21 protein-coding genes are annotated in these 17,295 nt (G+C 43.4%); 1 reads left to right on the forward strand and 20 read right to left on the reverse strand.

The window, feature by feature from the left end; genetic code table 11:
• Positions 1 to 3: 3 nt before the first annotated feature.
• From ACSAZK_RS03690 to ACSAZK_RS03765, 16 genes are all read right to left on the reverse strand, one after another.
• Positions 4 to 399 carry a GPW/gp25 family protein gene (locus tag ACSAZK_RS03690; RefSeq protein WP_440956065.1) on the reverse strand — a complete coding sequence of 132 codons (396 nt, stop codon included), beginning with the start codon at positions 397 to 399 and terminating at the stop codon, positions 4 to 6.
• 39 nt (positions 400 to 438) lie between these two features.
• Positions 439 to 735: a PAAR domain-containing protein gene (locus ACSAZK_RS03695; protein ID WP_440956066.1), complete on the reverse strand. Its 297-nt coding sequence runs from the start codon at positions 733 to 735 to the stop codon at positions 439 to 441.
• 48 nt (positions 736 to 783) lie between these two features.
• Positions 784 to 1,440: a phage baseplate assembly protein V gene (locus ACSAZK_RS03700; RefSeq protein WP_440956067.1), complete on the reverse strand. Its 657-nt coding sequence runs from the start codon at positions 1,438 to 1,440 to the stop codon at positions 784 to 786.
• Complete coding sequence (locus tag ACSAZK_RS03705) at positions 1,437 to 2,525, reverse strand: phage late control D family protein (protein WP_440956068.1); 1,089 nt, start codon at positions 2,523 to 2,525, stop codon at positions 1,437 to 1,439. The genes ACSAZK_RS03700 and ACSAZK_RS03705 overlap by 4 nt, the downstream gene beginning before the upstream one ends.
• 3 nt (positions 2,526 to 2,528) lie before the next feature.
• Positions 2,529 to 3,200, reverse strand: a complete 672-nt coding sequence (locus ACSAZK_RS03710) for a CIS tube protein (protein WP_440956069.1) — start codon at positions 3,198 to 3,200, stop codon at positions 2,529 to 2,531.
• Complete coding sequence (locus tag ACSAZK_RS03715; RefSeq protein WP_440956070.1) at positions 3,201 to 4,577, reverse strand: hypothetical protein; 1,377 nt, start codon at positions 4,575 to 4,577, stop codon at positions 3,201 to 3,203.
• A 2-nt stretch (positions 4,578 to 4,579) separates the two neighbouring features.
• Positions 4,580 to 5,017: a phage tail protein gene (locus tag ACSAZK_RS03720; protein ID WP_440956071.1), complete on the reverse strand. Its 438-nt coding sequence runs from the start codon at positions 5,015 to 5,017 to the stop codon at positions 4,580 to 4,582.
• A 56-nt stretch (positions 5,018 to 5,073) separates the two neighbouring features.
• Positions 5,074 to 5,259, reverse strand: coding sequence for a DUF6760 family protein (locus ACSAZK_RS03725; RefSeq protein WP_440957096.1), 186 nt, complete (start codon positions 5,257 to 5,259; stop codon positions 5,074 to 5,076).
• Positions 5,256 to 5,576 (reverse strand): phage tail assembly protein, encoded by a 321-nt coding sequence (locus tag ACSAZK_RS03730; protein WP_440956072.1) that lies wholly within the window; start codon positions 5,574 to 5,576, stop codon positions 5,256 to 5,258. Before ACSAZK_RS03730 ends, ACSAZK_RS03725 begins: the two co-directional genes overlap by 4 nt.
• Positions 5,577 to 5,641: 65 nt before the next feature.
• Positions 5,642 to 6,076: a phage tail protein gene (locus tag ACSAZK_RS03735; protein WP_440956073.1), complete on the reverse strand. Its 435-nt coding sequence runs from the start codon at positions 6,074 to 6,076 to the stop codon at positions 5,642 to 5,644.
• A 46-nt stretch (positions 6,077 to 6,122) separates the two neighbouring features.
• Positions 6,123 to 7,721, reverse strand: coding sequence for a phage tail sheath family protein (locus tag ACSAZK_RS03740; protein WP_440956074.1), 1,599 nt, complete (start codon positions 7,719 to 7,721; stop codon positions 6,123 to 6,125).
• Between the two features lie 20 nt (positions 7,722 to 7,741).
• Complete coding sequence (locus ACSAZK_RS03745; protein ID WP_440956075.1) at positions 7,742 to 8,503, reverse strand: hypothetical protein; 762 nt, start codon at positions 8,501 to 8,503, stop codon at positions 7,742 to 7,744.
• Between the two features lie 71 nt (positions 8,504 to 8,574).
• Positions 8,575 to 9,177 carry a hypothetical protein gene (locus ACSAZK_RS03750; protein WP_440956076.1) on the reverse strand — a complete coding sequence of 201 codons (603 nt, stop codon included), beginning with the start codon at positions 9,175 to 9,177 and terminating at the stop codon, positions 8,575 to 8,577.
• 1 nt (position 9,178) lies between these two features.
• The gene (locus ACSAZK_RS03755) at positions 9,179 to 9,784 is read right to left on the reverse strand and encodes a DUF4255 domain-containing protein (protein WP_440956077.1); all 606 of its coding nucleotides are present in this window, start codon (positions 9,782 to 9,784) and stop codon (positions 9,179 to 9,181) included.
• Between the two features lie 142 nt (positions 9,785 to 9,926).
• Positions 9,927 to 12,167 (reverse strand): AAA family ATPase, encoded by a 2,241-nt coding sequence (locus tag ACSAZK_RS03760; RefSeq protein WP_440956078.1) that lies wholly within the window; start codon positions 12,165 to 12,167, stop codon positions 9,927 to 9,929.
• A gap of 13 nt (positions 12,168 to 12,180) precedes the next feature.
• Positions 12,181 to 12,525, reverse strand: coding sequence for a hypothetical protein (locus tag ACSAZK_RS03765; RefSeq protein WP_440956079.1), 345 nt, complete (start codon positions 12,523 to 12,525; stop codon positions 12,181 to 12,183).
• Positions 12,526 to 12,813: 288 nt separating this feature from the next.
• Here ACSAZK_RS03765 and ACSAZK_RS03770 point away from each other — a divergent pair, with 288 nt between their 5' ends.
• A complete protein-coding gene (locus ACSAZK_RS03770; protein WP_440956080.1) occupies positions 12,814 to 13,848 on the forward strand; it encodes a class I SAM-dependent methyltransferase in 1,035 nt (344 codons plus the stop codon).
• A 473-nt stretch (positions 13,849 to 14,321) separates the two neighbouring features.
• Here ACSAZK_RS03770 and ACSAZK_RS03775 read toward each other — a convergent pair whose 3' ends face one another.
• From ACSAZK_RS03775 to ACSAZK_RS03790, 4 genes are all read right to left on the reverse strand, one after another.
• Entirely contained in the window at positions 14,322 to 14,858 is a 537-nt protein-coding gene (locus ACSAZK_RS03775; RefSeq protein WP_440956081.1) for a hypothetical protein, read from the reverse strand.
• Between the two features lie 269 nt (positions 14,859 to 15,127).
• Entirely contained in the window at positions 15,128 to 15,643 is a 516-nt protein-coding gene (locus ACSAZK_RS03780) for a DUF6141 family protein (protein ID WP_440957097.1), read from the reverse strand.
• A gap of 645 nt (positions 15,644 to 16,288) precedes the next feature.
• Complete coding sequence (locus ACSAZK_RS03785; RefSeq protein ID WP_440956082.1) at positions 16,289 to 16,651, reverse strand: carboxymuconolactone decarboxylase family protein; 363 nt, start codon at positions 16,649 to 16,651, stop codon at positions 16,289 to 16,291.
• A 144-nt stretch (positions 16,652 to 16,795) separates the two neighbouring features.
• Positions 16,796 to 17,263 (reverse strand): DUF2124 family protein, encoded by a 468-nt coding sequence (locus ACSAZK_RS03790; RefSeq protein WP_440956083.1) that lies wholly within the window; start codon positions 17,261 to 17,263, stop codon positions 16,796 to 16,798.
• Between the last annotated feature and the right edge of the window lie 32 nt (positions 17,264 to 17,295).

Here is a 17,295-nt window from a genome sequence, read left to right on the forward strand (position 1 = left end):
GCTTCAGACCCCCTCTTTTATATAAAACGGATAGACGAGGTTAAAACGGTTGTTTGTGCTTCTCACCCGGTAATCGATACTCACTAACAGTTTTCCCTCGGAAACATTTTCTGTAGAAATTTTTACATTGACGAGCTCAATTCTCGGCTCCCAGAGGGTAAGGGCTTCCCTGACACTATTCTCCACAAGGTTGAGAGTGGCCGTGTTAATGGGCGCAAAAACAAAATCATGAATCCCACACCCGAAATCCGGGCGCATGACGCGTTCCCCTTTAGCCGTACCCAGGATTATCAGGATCGCTTCTTCTATATCGGTTTCATATTTTGAAACGGCAATTTTCCCCTCAATGCCAGCTCTTACGGGATACTTCCACCCGCTGCCAAGAAAATTTTTTGGCAATTCCAAACCCCCCAAAATCACGTAACTCTCTATCAACCATTAACCAATCTGTACCGTCGGACACCCCATAGCAACGGCATTGGGAGGTCCGGCCTCAGCAATTATATCTCCCTGCCGGGCGGCTGGAAGGTTGTTGATCAGCACTGTCGTACTTCCCACAGTAACGACACCACCTACATGGGGGACAGGTCCAGGTGATACCAGTGGACAGGCATGCATATCCGTTCCTGCCCTCCATGCCGGCATCCCTCCGATCAGTACATTCGGGCTTCCCGGACCCGGTCCCAGGGGCGTCCCGTGGCTGGTCATATCACCCACTCTTGCAGCTGGCGGCATTTTCTTACACTCCCATTTATTCAATCTTGCCGGATCTTCCATGTGTTTTCAATTGATTTTTACCGGCAAGCCCTGGATTGTCAAAACAGCATTGGACTTCATTTTAAGAGATGTGGTCCCTTCGATTTCCACAACATTGGCTTTTATCTTGAGCTGCATGACGCTTTCAAGGCTCATGGAATTCTGCACGGAATCTATAACGATTTTATTGTTCCCGGTCTTATCGATAATCTCGATTTTCTCCTGCCCTACAGAGTCGTCAAGAACGATTTTATGCCCGGCATTCGTATGGATCTCAACTTTTTCCTGTTTTTCGGAGCCGTTATCATTAAAGATGATTTCATGCCCGCTCCGGGACCGGATTTTTCGGATATTGTTTTTCCCATCCTGGTTGTTTTCAGGAGGGGCATCAGCCCCGTTCCAGAGAGCGCCGATTACATAAGGTCGGTGGATGTCCCCGTGCTCAAAGGCTACAAGGACCACGTCGTCCACTTCCGGCAGGAAAAACGTCCCTCTCTCCGGGCCTGCCATCAGGGTCGCGATGTGCACCCAGTCGGTCTCATTTTCATCCGAGTACCCGGGAAAGCGGAGCTTGATCCGCCCAAGGTTTTCAGGGTCTTGGTTATTTGTAACAACACCTGGAGCAACCCCTGGAATCGGCCTGATGTTTTGTTCGTCTCTTTCAAGCGCATCCAGTAGACTCATACAGAGTTCCTCCTGACAAAAAAACTGGTCCTGTACCCGCTGGTATTTATCGTGTGGGTTGTTTCTTTTACATAGTACTTATCACTGAAGCGGGCCCCAACTTTCTCAATTCTTATGTTTACACCGGTCCGGATCTGTGGAATACCGATGCATTCTACTCTCCCCTCAACAAGGGTGCCGCTAGCTCTCTCAAGTTCAGCCCTAGCAATTGAATTTGCATGCTCCGTTGAGTTGACGATTACATCCGTTATGACCCTTCTCACACTTCCATGTCGTCTTTGCGCGATCTGGCTACCTGCACTCCTTCCTGCATTCTGGCTCCTCTCGCTGCCCGCCTGTGCTCTCCCAACAATAGGAGTTCTCGGATCCCTGGGGTTATACCCCCTTACTTCCACCTCCGTTAACAGGCCGCTGGTCCGAATCGCAGGGACAAAACTGATGAGGTCCTTACCAAGCTCCAGAGTTAGGATTTCTTCCTCCTCTTCCCTGGGCCTGACAAAGTACATTGTTTGGCCGTCCATCTTGAATTCATATCCCACTTCCCTTCCAAGCCTGCTAAGGAACGCATAATAAGTTTCATCACTCCTTTTACGGCTGGTTTGCCGGAGACGCGTATCGTCTACAATGGAAAGAATCCCGGCATCGGAAGCGATTATTCTGGCGACCTCACTGTAGGCCTTGTCAACAAAAACCCTTTCTGGAGATGATCTTTTTAGATAGTCATATGAGAGGTCCTGACCCCCAACCCTCAGCGTGGGTGTATCTCCGGAAAAAAAACTGGGCTCAAGGCTTGTGACGTTTCCCATGATCATGGTATGCAACCTGTCCCCGTATCCCATTTTTATGGTGATGTCGTTTCCTACATTGAAAAGTTCATGGTCAAGCCACCTGTACTCATGAGACTCCAGGTCAAATTCGTCATGGATTGTTAATTCAAAACTCGCGCCCTCATTGACCTTTTCACTGACCTTGACCTCAAGGATAACCTTTTCCATCTCCGCCCTTAGTTTCTGGTTCTGGATCTCGACTTCAAACCTTGGCGCATAAAAATCAAAACTTTCTGCCGAGAGTTGCTCCAGCGTCACATTTCATCTCTCCTTTCTCGGGATTTCGATAACCTTTCCCGGATTCAGCTTTCGAGGGTTATCAATTTCATTTGCCTCTGCAATCAATCTCCAGTCAGTTGAGTCTCCATATTCTTCGGCAGCAATGGACCAGAGACTATCTCCTTCGGTAAGCATCCGTCTTTTTGTCAGGTCTGCCGAATGCAGGTCCAGTTCCCTTACCTGAACTTCCACCTCCCTGTACTCTTTTAAAGTGACACTCAGGGTCGCCCTGACTGGAATTCCTTCAGGAAGAAACATGGTGTACCGTTTGGTTACTCTATCAATAATGCACTGAAAAACAAATGTACCCCATATAAAGAGGCAGATCGGAGGAGCATGGAGATCTGAGTCAATGTCCATCAATCCTTTAGCTCCTTCAGGTAGCCTGCTGAACATCGCGCCTTCATCCCAACCGGTAATTTTGTCGGTATAATCGCGAACATCGGTTCCCTCCTCATAGGTATCAAAAAAGAGGTCCAGGGTTACCGAACGGGCATTTCCCCTCACAAACTGGAATATGGGGGAAGAGAGCCCCGGAATATTCACTTCGGCAAACTGGTTGCTCTTTTCAACAGTTAATTCCTTTGGGTTAAAGAGACAGGGAACTTTTACATCAGGGTCGTCCACCCTGGTGAGATAAGCTTTTTCCAGCATTTACACCCCTCTCATCTCTCTTTCCATCCTGATCCTTCGTTCGATGCTCTGATAGACGTATTCCGAAATAATACTGATTTCCTGAGCACTCCTTGTACTCGCCTTTTCAGGAAAGGAAGCATTAATCAGTTTTTCAGATACTGACTTTTCCAGTCCGGATAATGTTTCTTTAATTTTCTGGAGTTCCTGGTCTATTTTCTGCGGATTAAAAAAATAAAAATCTTCAGCAGTCGAGGTGAACAGCTCATTTTTTCCGGAAAGCGGAGGATAAACTTCCGAAAATATGGGGCCTTCTGCAGGATTATAATCGGATTTATAATGGTTCTCGAAGGCAGGATACACTTTGAGAAGGGGCAGAGTACTGTTAATGACCTCCTGGTATCTGCTGATTTTTTTGGAAAAAACTTCATTTGCATTAAACAGTTTCATCTTTTTAAGTAACAACTCGCCTTTAGGCACGTTTTTAACTGATTTCACTTTAACCCCATAAACTTCTGTTTGAAGCTCTGAAAGAATGTCAGGAACTGCAGCTTTAACCACAGGAACGCCAGTACCAATTACAGGAGTAGCCAGCACAGGGAAAGACGATCCAACTATAGAACCTCCGGCCTCCTCCAGCGAAGGAACAGTTTTTTCAACTGCTATAACAGGCTTTTTAGCTGATGAAATAGCAGATTCAACTGGGGGGACAACTCCTTCAAAAGCAGTAGATGTTTTTCTGCCGCTAATTCCCATCCAAACCTTAGGAACAGTTGTCAGTATAACACTGTTTTGAATAGAGCTTCTCTCGTTTGTTCCCAGAAATTTATATTCATTAAGAAGCCTTATACTTCCCATCTGGAAATAAGAGGAAGAAACCGGGGCTGGAAAAAATATTGAGGTTGATTTTTTTAATAAGGAGCGCTCTTCTATCCTGGCAGCAACTTCATCATAGATAGTCGTAACCGAAATTGGAGAATCTGTGGTAATCTCATCCAATAACTTTTTTCTGACTGGAAAATATTTGCCTTTACATTTGCCATTGCCTTCACCTTGCACTCTCTGTGTATCCTCCGGCCGCAAGATCTTCAAATTGAGGACGGTTTTTCCGGGTTGCAGCATGAATGTTCGTTTTCCGGTGTCAGTGGGATTCCGCACTATTTTTTCAAGCCCTTTTAAGACACAGAAAAAACTGTTTTGTAAATTCAAAAGCCAATGGGTACTGAAATCTATTTTTTGCGAACCTTCATGGTTCCTGCCTTTGTAAAGAAACAAAATAGGAAACCCGGAATTAATCACTTTATTTTTACGGTATTTGCCCAGGATTTTTTCATAAAAACGGGTATTGGATAATGCGATGGGCTTGAGAATCTTATGGAATTTATTGAATGGGGGCATGCTCACCCTTTCCTTAGTCCATTATGGGCAAGTTCAACAGTTTCAAAGGCTATCGTACTGCTATCGGCCCTGAGATCGGGCCCCGTCCATTTTACGGGATAAGCGTCTTTGAAGTCCCAGCGCCACCTGTCATTCCCGGAAGAGTCCACCAAAATAATTGATCCGTTTCTCCTCTCGAATTTTCCTATTACCACGTCCTGATACCACTTCCATATCTGGTCCGAGTCCGTAATACCCCTTTTGAGAGTGAGGTTTGAGTATTTTGTCCTTTTTGGAAGTTTATATACAAAATCGTTAACCCCTCCTTCTTCATAGGTCTCAGTCTCGGTTTCCGCCTGCAGCCCGGTTACCTCGGACATCTGGGCAAAAGTAATCCCTTCGATTTCTACCCGGAACCGAAAGGACATAAAAGGATCCTGTTTCCCTGCGGTACCCACCATTTTCCCCCCATTTAAAATATACGGAAAGTTTACTGTTCTTTATCCGTTCCCAAAATTCATTCGACCTCAAGAATGCTCCTCTGCTTTTCCCCACTCAGGCGTCGATTAATCCTTGAAATTTCCTCACACCATCTCTGCCTATCCCTGTGTTCCAGATTCATGATTTCTTCAAAAGACCAGTGGAAATGATAGGCGATAAAGGCTACCTCCTCATGCAGGCGGTCGAGGGGGTAGCCCCTTATTCCCCCTGGAACTCTTCCTCAAATTCAAACTGGTGTCCGCAGTTAGGACATACTGTTTTTAGTCTTGTAGTTCCAGTTTCGTTGATTTTTGTATAGAAATCCTGCAAATAAGCAAGATCAGAAACAAAGAAATTCTCTATTGTTTTTGTGTTGATAATTTCCAGAGTCCCAAGCTTTGTAATGACCCTTGATAGCAGGATCACAGTCAGGTAAGCAGGATTGGCCTGGACTTTCGGGTCCCTTAACGGTAAAATTTCATCGGCAGCTGTTGATAGGCGAATAGTTCCCTTTTTATGAAGGTTTCCCTCTTCATCCACATAGCCTCTCGGTAAAGTGAATTCAAACTCCGTTTGAAAAGCCAGAAAACTTCACCCCCAAACATTCAAGAAACTCTCTTGAAGCCCTCATGCACGATTTCGAGAGTCTCGATTGCAACTTCATTGCCTTTGGCGCTGAAATCCACAGGGTCATATTTACTGGGCCAGGCCCTTTCAATATCCCAGCGGGCCTTGTCGCTTCCGGCTTCGTCAATCAGGATTATGGACATATTTTTTCTTGCTTTCTCAGCCCCAGAATCTATAATTTGCTGCCTCCACATATAGAGGTCCATGGAATCAGTAATTCCCCATTTTAAGGTGATATTTCCATATTTGGTCAGGCCTGAAAGCTTGCGAAATACCGGTGGTTCATCCCCTTCCCTGTACTCTACAGGATCAGTTGTAGTGTCCGCAAATGTACATTCACTGAAACCCCCCATGTTTTTCCCATCAATTTCAACCCTGAACCTGAATTGTCTATAAGGATCCTGTCTTGCCATATTTTCTTCCCCCAATGTTTATTTTCCAGTTAAATGCTGTCAATGTTCATTCCGTAGCTGCAGAACCCCCCTGCCACTGAGCTATGCGGAATATTACGAACTCTGCCGGTTTTGTAGGAGCGATACCGATGATACAGATCAGCCTTCCATTATCAATATCATCCTGGGTCATGGTTGTCCTGTCGCACTTGACAAAAAACGCTTCTTCGGGTTTTGTACCCATTAAAGCCCCATCCCTCCAGATCCCCGTAAGGAACTGAGTGATCGTAGCCCTGACTCTTGCCCAAAGCTTTTCATTATTGGGTTCAAATACGGCCCATTGAGTGCCTCTTTCTATGGATTTTTCTATATAGATAAACAGCCGCCGAACGTTTATGTATTTCCAGAGAGGATCAACAATGCAAGTCCTTGCTCCCCAAACCAAAATTCCCCTTCCTGGGAAATATCGGATGACATTTATCCCTCTTGGATTAAGGGTCCCCTGTTCCTGCTTGGTGATCTGAAACTCAAGGTCGACAGCTCCCCTAACTAGCTCGTTAGCTGGGGCTTTGTGTACCCCTCTTTCAATATCACTTCGCGCATATATCCCAGCTACATATCCACCAGGGGGTTTGTTTTCCTGCTTCTTAGTCAGAGGGTCATATATTTTTATCCAGGGATAGTACAAAGCTCCGTATTTGGAGGATCTTGATATCTGCAAGCTACCGATATCTGTGTGATCTTTTTCGATATCAATAATAGCAAACCGATCCTTCAAAGTTTCACAATGTGTAAGAATATCATCAAGCAGTGCATCCTTTCCAGATTGAACAAAATGTATATCAGGAACATACACTATCGAAATATCATCTATCTCAGTGAAAGCTGTAAGACCTCTTTTTTTCCCAGGGATTTCTTCGGGCTTACCCCGTATATCATCACGAATTAGGTTCTCGTCCCCATCCTCTCCCCCGTCAATTAGAAGGTCAAAGAAAGAATTTTCAGTATTAGCTGGTCGTCCCGAGCTGTTCTCTTTTATAAAGATAAGGTTTGAAACGGTTTTCAATGAATCGCCCAGTTTCTTCATATAATAGTCTGGAGAGTTCTTATCTTCAGAGAGTTCATCAAAGACTTCAATGACTGCTTTTTCCATAAGGCGCATAAGTGCTGGATCTTTTTTATCAACATCTTCTGGTATCTTTAATTCATCAGATGTGGGCAGATTTTCGGGTTTCCAGTATGCAACAGTCAGCTTAAAAACTTTCTTCCCATCGGGATTTAGTTTATTTCCAGGATCGCTTGATGCATCACTTATCCGTACTCCTACTCTTTTTCCCCAGCTACCCTCCCCAACTGCTTCGAAATTAACATTATCTTTAGTCAAACTGGCGGGGGTGGCATTTTTATGGACAATTCTCCCGATATAGCAACGCTGGCCACCATTTGCAAAAAAGCCATCTACCGCATAAGCTAAATGTGAATCTTCAATATATCCTCCATAGATACGCATGAACTGGGTTAAACTTGTTACTAATTTAGGGGGAATTGTAGGTCCCCTTTCCGTTTCTCCTAAAAAACCCGCAGTGCTCGTGCTCACTCCTTCAATCGGTCTAGCACCCATTTCAAATTCTTCAATATACACCCCTGGTGCCAAATACTCAGGCATAAATATCTCCCCCTTGAGAGTTACAACTCCCCAATTTTTTCCATGATTTCAGCGCTTCGATTTTTCTTTAGTGACTCAAGTTCCTGCTTTTTTATTTCATAATTATTTTGGGCAGTTTTCAATGCACTTTCTTTATTTCTCAAATTTTCCTTTGCAGTGTACATTTCATCCCATTTATTAGATAGATCTGATTCCAAAGCAACTGGAGTCTTGATAGTCGCCTTTGACAAATTGTTCTCCAATTCCAATATCAAAAAATACATCTCCTCGACATCAGAACTTTCATCATATTTTTCAATGGATTTCCTTAACTCATTTAAATTTTGAAACTTCATCTGGATTTCTTTTTGGTAGTTTTTTAAACTATCAAAAGAGTCCTGCTTTTCTTTCAGAAAAACTTGAGCATCCTGAAAACTCTCATTAACAGCGGTGATGTCTTCAGCCAAGTTATCAGTAATTGACTTAGTCTCCGTTATCTTTTCCTCTACTTCATTTTTTATACCATCAACAGCTTCCTTCTTACTATCTTCAATTACCCCCTCAATCATAGGTTTCTTAGTTTTGGCGTAATTTTCAAAATCACTTTTGTCCTGTTCAAAGTTCGATGACACATTTTTATAATTATTTACAATCTTTTCGATCTCTTTTTTTATAGATTCCAATTCTGTAATGTCTTTTTTCAGCTCTTCTTTCCTCTTGTTCCTATTATCTATCTCTATTTCTATAGTTTTTAACTCATCCTTCAACTCATTTAATGTCTCATCGGGATTAGAATCCGGCATCTTTTAACCCCCCACTTGCCAATTTAAACTCCAAAAATGTTAAACTCCCAATCTCTTACAATCGATGCTTCTCATGGAAAAACAATGATTCCTAAGGATCTTGTTTCGAGTTCTTTGACTGCAACATTAATAGTTTTTGTGTACCCATATTTTTGAATCTCTACATTCACCTCCTCTTCATCGCTGAGTTCGCTAAAGTACAGGACAAAATTTCCCTGTTCATCTGTTACATTTTCTACATCTTTATCCGTCACTTTTATTCTTGCATTCCTGATCGGCTCATCTACATTTATCACATCCCTGACAACTCCCCTCAATAGCGTTGCATTCTCCGGAAAGGGATAAACAGGACTTGGCTTAAGTGCAATTTCAAGAACAGGATTCTTCGGATCAGGAAAAGACGAGGTGTTAACTGTTCTTTCTTCAGGGAAATACAAATCTGATCTGATATTCACATTGTAATTCCCCACCTCCAGATCAGTAAAACAATAATATCCGCTCAGGTTTTCGATAACTTTCTTTCCTGTTTCTTTTATCCTCACCTGAATCCTCCCAATAGGTTTGCCCTTCGTATAATCATCAAGCAGCGAAACTGCAAAAGAGAGCCTGGAAAACAGGACATCCCCGGGATATACAGTGTGTTTATCCGTTTCGTAGGGTGTGGTAAAAGCCATCTTATTTTTCCCCTTTCTCTGGTACCATATAGGTGTGGTCTGTTTCTTTTGACACCACTCTTTGCACACTCATCGCACGGGACGAGTCAATCATCACAGGGGTAATAAGGTAACAAATGGAGGGGTGGAAAGAGCTATTGTCCTGAAAAGTGCCCCAGATCTTGGTCAGGTCATCCAGAGTAGGGGAAACGATTATCACATGCAACTCTTCATTAGGATTTAAGCCCTCACTCAAAACCGAACCTGTCAGAATAGGGTTGTCATTTAGAACCTGTATTACTCTTCCCATTAAACGATGAGCTTGCTGCGTTCTCTCGGTCAGTGGATCATTTCCAGACGGGTAAGTCGTTAGCATATAATACAAATCAAGAGCCACCGGCGGAAATGAAAAGCTGGTATGACCTACTGCACCTGGTTCTCGGTTTTTCAGGTGAGTGTTTTCGAGAACCTGATATAAAAAAATGGATAGACTCACATCATTTATTCCCCTGGCGTCCCTAGGTGATGCAAGAACTACCGATTCAGGAGACGATAACTCCTCTATGTTGTCCCTTAAAAGATTGATCAATGTTTCTCCAACATCTGCCACTGCCCCGTAACCCGACATTCCTAATTCTCCTCACTCTCATTTATGAAAGAAGCATCCCATATTATCTCCAATAAAAATTCAGATTAAACCAAAAGAGAGAAAACAGCAAGCCCAATTTGGAAATATCAAACTTAAGTAATAAAATGTTAAAGTAAAGATCTCATTTCACATATCCGGAATATTCCCCAAAATCAGCTTCAGTAAAAAGTTTTCCAATCTTCTGGAACTCCCTCTTTGTTGCTTTAATAATTTGCTCCATCCCGACCGCCCCGGAAACATCTGCCGCCAGAAAAGCAGCAGCAAGTGAAATGTTTTTTATGTTTCCACCTGTTAGTTTGAACTTGGACAAAAATGTAAAATCCACGTTTTCCTCAAGAGGAGCCTCCTCCGGAAACGCATTTTTCCAGATCCTTTTCCTGGAATCTTCATCGGGAAAGGGAAACTCGGTTGTAAAATGCAGCCTTCGGAGAAACGCATCGTCCATGTTTTTTCGCATATTTGTGGCAAGAATCACGGTACCCTCGTGCTCTTCCATCTTTTGCAACAGGTAAGCGGTCTCGATATTTGCATAGCGGTCATGAGAATCACGGACTTCGGACCGTTTCCCGAAAAGGGCATCTGCTTCGTCAAAGAAAAGAATTGAATTGCTCGTCTCAGCTTCCTTGAAAATCCTGTTCAGGTTTTTTTCGGTCTCTCCTATGTACTTACTGACCACTCCCGATAGGTCTATCTTGTAAAGGTCCAGATTCACCTCCCCTGCTAGAATCTCAGCAGCCATAGTTTTTCCGGTGCCAGACGGGCCTGAAAAGAGGACATTCAGCCCTTTCCCATAAGATAATTTTTTCTCAAACCCCCAGTCCGAATACACTGTTCCCCTGTATTTGATAAAATTGCAGACTTCGCTCAACTGCTCTCTCGTATCTTTCGGGAGTACGATATCGTTCCAGGTATAATGCGGGTTAATTTTCAGCGCATGGGAGCTAAGTCGCTGGTTTGACCGTGCCTTACAGCCTTCATAGAGGTCAGCCATCGATAAACCGGATGTCTGAGGATTTTTTACCCTGGAAATCCCCAATGAAAAAGAAACCGCGTCTTTTATCTGTCCCCCGGTAAACCTGAACCTGGAAGCAAGTTCACCCGGGTCCACACCCTCCAAAAGTTCATTCCCTTCCAGGCAAACCTCCCATAAATGCTTTCGAAGGGGGTACGGGGGAAGAGGAAAAGTCCATGTAATAAAGCCACTGTTCAGTAACATTCCTTTCAAATCTATGTTCAGGTCTCCTTCCAGACCTTCCTTAAAGTCTTCACCCAAAATCTTTCCTTTTCTCATAGTTTCAGATCCAGCCAGGAATACCCAGTTTGGAAAAGCTGCAAGTTCCTTGAGCAAAGGCTGGATAAAATTGTCCACACCTCCCAGCAGCAGGCTGTCGAAGTCTTCAAAATAAAGCGCTGAATCACGCAGGAGAGTTTCCCTCAACAGAAGGGGTATAATTGTATGAGGGGTAAGCCGGCTTTCGAGCAACGCCTTTGAATCCACCACAAGCAGATCCATACTCATCTCATAGCATACAGCCTCAGCAGTTGTCTTTTTTCCACTTCCCTGAGGCCCTTGAAACAAGAACTTCAAAGGGAAATCTCTCCACACATGCCATTCAATCGAATTCTTCAACCTGTTTTTGAGGTCATCGGGAAGGATCAGGCTTCCAAAAGACCTCGAAGGTGTAAGTAAGTAAGAAAGATTCTGAATCTTCGAATCCAGTTCATCAAATCCCAGTAAAAAATTTATTATTTTTTCATCAACCCTGATGCAGCTGGATATAAGAGACCTCATCTCTCCTGGATCTTTCCCTATTTCGGACCCTTCAAGAAATATAAGATGATTTTTAACCAGGGGAGATGTGAAGGAAAAGTATACTCTCGAGTTGAACTTTGCTTCAATTGTAGGACATAACAGGTTCAGGATCAGATCCACACACGGCCTTTTTTTCGTCACGTCGTTCTGGAGGTAGGAGTAGATCTTTTCATATTTCAGGTCCAGTTCCGGAGCAAGTGCAATTAATAGTACATCCACCTCAAAAGAATCGAGCCCGAAACGTTCTGTAAGAGTATGGAGCCTCAGTTCCCTGCCTGTTTTCAGGCTTTCTTCCTTTCTGTCCTTAATTTTTTTACCTATCGCCTCAATTTCCTCTAATCCGGCTCCAGATGAGATATTTGTTATGTTCCCGAATCCCGGACTCTTCTGTAGGGAGTTTATTTCATTTTCCGAGACATAAAGCCCCATGAACTCATCCACAGGCCCCGGATAATCTGCCCGAACTCTTTCAAGGTAAAACCGAATCAACCGGTCGATTCTTGAAAGCTCATCCAGAAGGTGTTCCAGGTTATCAGCATAAGGTTTCATGAAAATTCAGCTTTTACTTTTGTCCCACATCAGAGACTCCTACATCCTTATTAGCCGGGTTTCTAGCACTTTGTTCCAGAACCTCCCGATAAGCCTTTATCAGGACTTCAGAATCCTGAAGCCTGCCCCTTGACTTGAGCCTATCTACCTCAAGCAGAAACTTCGCTGCATTTTCAGGAGGTAGATTTTTTTCCGCAAACCTCGCCGCCAGAATTTTCAGCTCTTTTCTGGAAGAATATTTTTTTGGCATTTTATCATCAACGAAGTTGAAAATAACCCCACAACTCCTGTGTCCGATAGTCCTGGTAGAAGGATTTGCAGAAGTTTTTATATATTCTTTAAATATCCCCTTTCCCACAAGTTCACCACATTCACATATAATTATTTGACCATACCCCCCTCAGTGAATAGAATAAGAAAAAAGCAAAAATAAATGACCTCAACCTGAAATCGAAAGTTCCCACTGACTGCGGAAGTTGTCATCGCCCCATCGCTCACTCCCGAATATTCCTCAAGCCAGAAGTTTTCTGGAAACCTATGAAAATATATAGTCTCACAATTATATATGCATTCTTATGTAAATAGTTTAAAGAATAATATGCCAACAAAAAACATTAATCAGATGCCTGATATCCTATTCATCCCTATGTACAGAACTATCCGCGTCCCGCCCGAAAAAGGGGAAGAAGCCCGCCTGAAAGTTTTAGCCTCAGGGCTTCTCGACCAAACCCGAAAAATCCGTAAAGTCCGGACAGAAAAAGGAACTTTCCTGGAAATCCCGGTAACTGAAGCCGCAGGCGACCGGATTGGAGACTTCCCGGTCATCAACCAGGAAAACCCCGAATTCCTTAAAAAGCCGGCATCCCTGAAAGAATACCTCTCAGACACCTTGACCGAAACGGAGCTGGAACATATCCCTTCAAGCTGGCATGTCCTGGGGGACATCATCATTGTCAGCATCTCCGAAATCCTTGAAGGCAAAAAAATTCCGATTGCAAAAGCCCTCCTTGCCATGTACCCGAAATGCAAAAGCGTCGTCCGGGACATGGGAATCGAAGGGCAGTTTCGCCAGCCAAAAAGGGAACTTCTCCTCGGGACCTCCACGGAAACCATCCACAGAGAACACGGCTGCCTTTTCAAACAGGACGTAACGAAAGTGATGTACTCCAAAGGCAACCTGGACGAGAGGAAGCGGATGAGCAAAGTCGGGCAGGGAGAAGTCGTTGTGGACATGTTTGCAGGGATAGGCTACTTTTCAATCCCCATGGCTGTCCATGCGCGGCCGGAAAAAATCTACTCGATTGAAATAAACCCCGAGTCCTTTGCCTACCTTAAAGAAAACATAAGGTTGAACCACGTCGAAGACATCATCTTTCCCCTCAGGGGAGACTGTGCCGAGGTCGCTCCCGAGGGAGAAGCCGACAGGGTTCTCATGGGCTATGTGAGAACCACGCACCACTACCTGCTCCCGGCAATAAATGTTCTCAAGAAAAGCGGGGGGATTTTGCATTACCACGAAACAGTACCCGAAAAGCTTGCGGAAGAAAGGCCTGAAGCGAGGATCAGGGAAGCCGCCGAAACCCTGGGGAAAAAAGTGGAGATACTGGGGCTCAGGAGGATAAAAAAATACTCTCCAGGAGTGCTGCATGTGGTCGTGGATGCCAGGATATATGAATCTTAAGTGAATTTTGGTGCTCACTCATTGCCGGACAGGGAAATATTTCATTTGAACCCGTTAAACCGTTTTTCATAAATTAGATATTAAAGGGTGCCTCCGCCAGCTTGCCTGGCGGCCCTCTCCAAAAAGAAACTAAAAACTAAATAACGGAATAAAAAATACATTGGGCAGATTATTCATAGGTTGTAGTTACTCCTGTTTTATTTCTAATATTGCCGTTTTTTCAGGCTACTTTTAATTTTCTTCTTTTTTATTCTGGAAAAGCCGGAAGCTGAAAGCTTCCGGAAACAAGAACGACGTGAGACGACAAGTTCCGGTTGTTTGGGACCATAATCAAAAACTTAGACCAAAAAGTTATTTTTTATTCAATGATATAAACCGAATAAATTAGGACGACCTGATATTTCATATTGGATTTTCATATTTGGGTCAAGATTGGTGACCTTAACGGGAAAGAGAACTCACCTATCCCGGGCTTACTCTCCAGGGCTGAACCTGTACCTTATGCCCCTGGGTCCTACCGGGGAACCTGTCCTGACATACACGTTCATGTCGATTATTTTGTCGTAAATTCTTCGCCTGTGTACAATCGGCCACCAGCCGTAGAGGAAAATATGCACTGGCTCCCACATGGCAACCCAGCCTATGATAAGGAGACCCTCGGAAACCAGGGTATTTAGCAGGCTTTCTTCGAAAGTGGAAAGCAGCCGGATTAAAAGGAGACAGAGAAAAAGGAAGAAGAGGGCAATGAACAGGTTTCTTCTCCCCCGCTTGAGAAGCCTTTTCAGATCAATTTCATTGAGAGTCTTTTTGTAAGCAAAGTGGTTTTTGATCGCTTTTTTGACGGCAAGCTGGACATCTTCACTGATTTCGGAAGGAGGGAGATAGACCATTATTTCAAGGGGTTTTTTCAGAGGGAATTCATCCACTGCATTGTAAATATATTCATCTGCACCGGCGTCAAGCTCCCTTTCGTGTAAAGGGGCAGGATCAAAGGGATCGTAGAGTTCCATCAGGGAATGGAGTTCAAGCTCAATTACCAGTTTTCCCGCATGCTCCCTGTAAAGGGCTTCCGTACCCTGCGCTGAAAAATTATTTTCCCCGGTTATTTTTTACCCCTTCTTCCGGGCTATTTTTAAAATAAAGCCAGATGCCCCTGTTCAATATTGAGTGGGCAAGGATATAATTCTGTTTATCAGCCTTCGTATACCCGGGCACATCCCCTGTTCTTCTCATTAACCCGGAAAAATTACAATGACCATTTTTCAGTACTGCATCTTTTTCAGTACTGAGCCGCAGCCTGCTGGATTGCCCTGCAGAGTTCATCGGGTTTTCTGGAACTGATCAGCATTTTTTCCCCGGAAATCAGCTTCAGAATTACGACCGGACTGACCTTCTGCTGAGGAGTTTTTGATTTATCGGCTTCTCCTCCTTTGAAGGAGTCATAAGCCTGGATTTTACATTCCTCCACGATATAATAGGGGATTTTTTTAAAGGAGAAGTTAAGGGGAACAAAACGGATGTATATTCCATCCATCCTGACTTCTGTAATGTGCTTTGTGTAGTATAACATAAAGGGAAAAAACACCCCGAAGACAAACCAGAGAATGTTAAGGTAAAGGTCGGGGACGTTCTGGACACCGGAAGGTTTTACTAAGACATAGCGCTGAACCTGGATATACCAGAGGAGAAAGGCAGGATAAAGGACAAAAATCCAGAAGATATTGTTGTGCAGGTTCTGGACCTCGCGAAAGATTACACCTGTTTTCTGCTGCTCCGTAGAAATCCCTCTTAAAATTGTTTATTTTTTCTATGAGAAAGGGAACATTATATGCGTTCATAAGCATTCCGGAAAAAACGCTAATTAAATAAAAAGGCAGAATCTAAAAATGGGGTGATATTCAGGAAATTCACTGGAATCTTAAAAGAAAGACTTATCAATTATTATTTAAAATCAAAAAATGCTTTTCCTGGCTAAAATTCAATTAAAAAGCCAGAAATATTCTTAAAATAAATAATAAAAAACTAAAAAATCCTTAAATCAAAAAAAATGTATTAAATGATTTTAAAATAGTCATATGCCAGAATAAAATACGGAATGATTTATTCAAAGTATAATAAACTCTAAAAGAAATAAAGGATTATTAAAAGGACTTATTTACTAATTGAAACAGGGAATTTCAAGGGGAAAAAAGGAATGTTAACCTCGTTTTCTCCGGATTATGTTCTTCTTTGTAACAACATGCCCTGCCGTACCGCCGCTGAAGTTTTTTCATGGATCTGGGAGCCGATCATCCCCACACTGAACATTGGAGCTTTCTGGCTGTCACACGTAAATGTTCCCGTAATAAAAATCCCGAAAAATGTTAAAAGGTTGGAAAAGACCAAAAAGGCTGAAAAAAAGCAATTTGAACCGGAAAAAGGAGTGATTAAGAAAAGAAGGTTATTCAAAACCCAGCCTTTCCATCTCCTTGAGCACAACGGCACTGAAATCCGTAAAGTTCTGGATTCCACCTGTCCAGGCTGCCATCATCATGGCGTCCATGATTTCGGCTTTTGTTACTTCAAATTTCTTGAGCCTCGAAAGGATCTTGACTGCGCTCTCAGTGTTGTTGTTTGAGCAGGCGACCGTGAAAACCAGGATGTGCTTGTTCTTCATGGAAAGTCCGCCTTCCCTATCAGCCCAGATGGCTTTGTAAAAACCTGCGAGCCCTTCGGCAAAGTCCTCGTTCATGTCTCCAGCGTACTTGATTGCTCGGGGCATGAAACCCTTAAGCGTCTTGATTTCTTCGATATTCTTCCCCATAATTATCAACCTGTTATTCGTTCGGATAGGATATAATATTTATCTTAAATTATATACCCATTCCTTTCCAGGGATCGGAAAAACTAAGTTTTAACAGAAAAAAATTTAGAAGTATTTCAAAGTTGTTCACTTTTAGATTATCGTTTAGACTTCCATAACCTTAATATCCAGGTCGGCGTTGATGATGTAGTCAAAGGCAATGACTTCTTCCCATTTCTGCTGCATGAACATTGACTGGAAGCAGACACCTATGACTTTCCCGTTTTCCTTTCCTTCGAGGATTTTCCCGACCAGCTCATTTGCTTTTTCTGCCTCAACCCCGATCTTCGGCATGGCAAGCCCGCCCAGGAGGACAACAACATCGGCCGAAGGGTCAGTGGAATCTCCCAGCTGCATACCCTGTTTGGTCATGGAAAGTGTCTTTGCACCTTCAAAGTCCAGGTTCGGGATAAAAGCCAGCTGTTTGTTCCGGACCACGAACCCGATGAGTTCGGCAAAGGGGGTGCAGAACCCCGGAGTCCCGACGAACGTTATCTTTTCTGAATCTTCAACAAGAGCCCTGAACCCATTCAGGATCCCGCCTACACCCTGACCTGTATTTATCACCTGCATTTTTTACACCTCTTTAAAATAAACCATTAAGA

The organism is Methanosarcina sediminis (assembly GCF_052056915.1).
Classification (GTDB): domain Archaea; phylum Halobacteriota; class Methanosarcinia; order Methanosarcinales; family Methanosarcinaceae; genus MTP4.

Coding starts and splice junctions, on each gene's coding strand:
- ACSAZK_RS03695 (WP_440956066.1), bottom strand. CDS start 735: ATGCCGCCAGCTGCAAGAGTGGGTGATATGACCAGCCACGGGACGCCC.
- ACSAZK_RS03700 (WP_440956067.1), bottom strand. CDS start 1,440: ATGAGTCTACTGGATGCGCTTGAAAGAGACGAACAAAACATCAGGCCG.
- ACSAZK_RS03710 (WP_440956069.1), bottom strand. CDS start 3,200: ATGCTGGAAAAAGCTTATCTCACCAGGGTGGACGACCCTGATGTAAAA.
- ACSAZK_RS03715 (WP_440956070.1), bottom strand. CDS start 4,577: ATGCCCCCATTCAATAAATTCCATAAGATTCTCAAGCCCATCGCATTA.
- ACSAZK_RS03720 (WP_440956071.1), bottom strand. CDS start 5,017: ATGGTGGGTACCGCAGGGAAACAGGATCCTTTTATGTCCTTTCGGTTC.
- ACSAZK_RS03735 (WP_440956073.1), bottom strand. CDS start 6,076: ATGGCAAGACAGGATCCTTATAGACAATTCAGGTTCAGGGTTGAAATT.
- ACSAZK_RS03740 (WP_440956074.1), bottom strand. CDS start 7,721: ATGCCTGAGTATTTGGCACCAGGGGTGTATATTGAAGAATTTGAAATG.
- ACSAZK_RS03745 (WP_440956075.1), bottom strand. CDS start 8,503: ATGCCGGATTCTAATCCCGATGAGACATTAAATGAGTTGAAGGATGAG.
- ACSAZK_RS03750 (WP_440956076.1), bottom strand. CDS start 9,177: ATGGCTTTTACCACACCCTACGAAACGGATAAACACACTGTATATCCC.
- ACSAZK_RS03755 (WP_440956077.1), bottom strand. CDS start 9,784: ATGTCGGGTTACGGGGCAGTGGCAGATGTTGGAGAAACATTGATCAAT.
- ACSAZK_RS03760 (WP_440956078.1), bottom strand. CDS start 12,167: ATGAAACCTTATGCTGATAACCTGGAACACCTTCTGGATGAGCTTTCA.
- ACSAZK_RS03770 (WP_440956080.1), top strand. CDS start 12,814: ATGTACAGAACTATCCGCGTCCCGCCCGAAAAAGGGGAAGAAGCCCGC.
- ACSAZK_RS03775 (WP_440956081.1), bottom strand. CDS start 14,858: ATGGAACTCTACGATCCCTTTGATCCTGCCCCTTTACACGAAAGGGAG.
- ACSAZK_RS03785 (WP_440956082.1), bottom strand. CDS start 16,651: ATGGGGAAGAATATCGAAGAAATCAAGACGCTTAAGGGTTTCATGCCC.
- ACSAZK_RS03790 (WP_440956083.1), bottom strand. CDS start 17,263: ATGCAGGTGATAAATACAGGTCAGGGTGTAGGCGGGATCCTGAATGGG.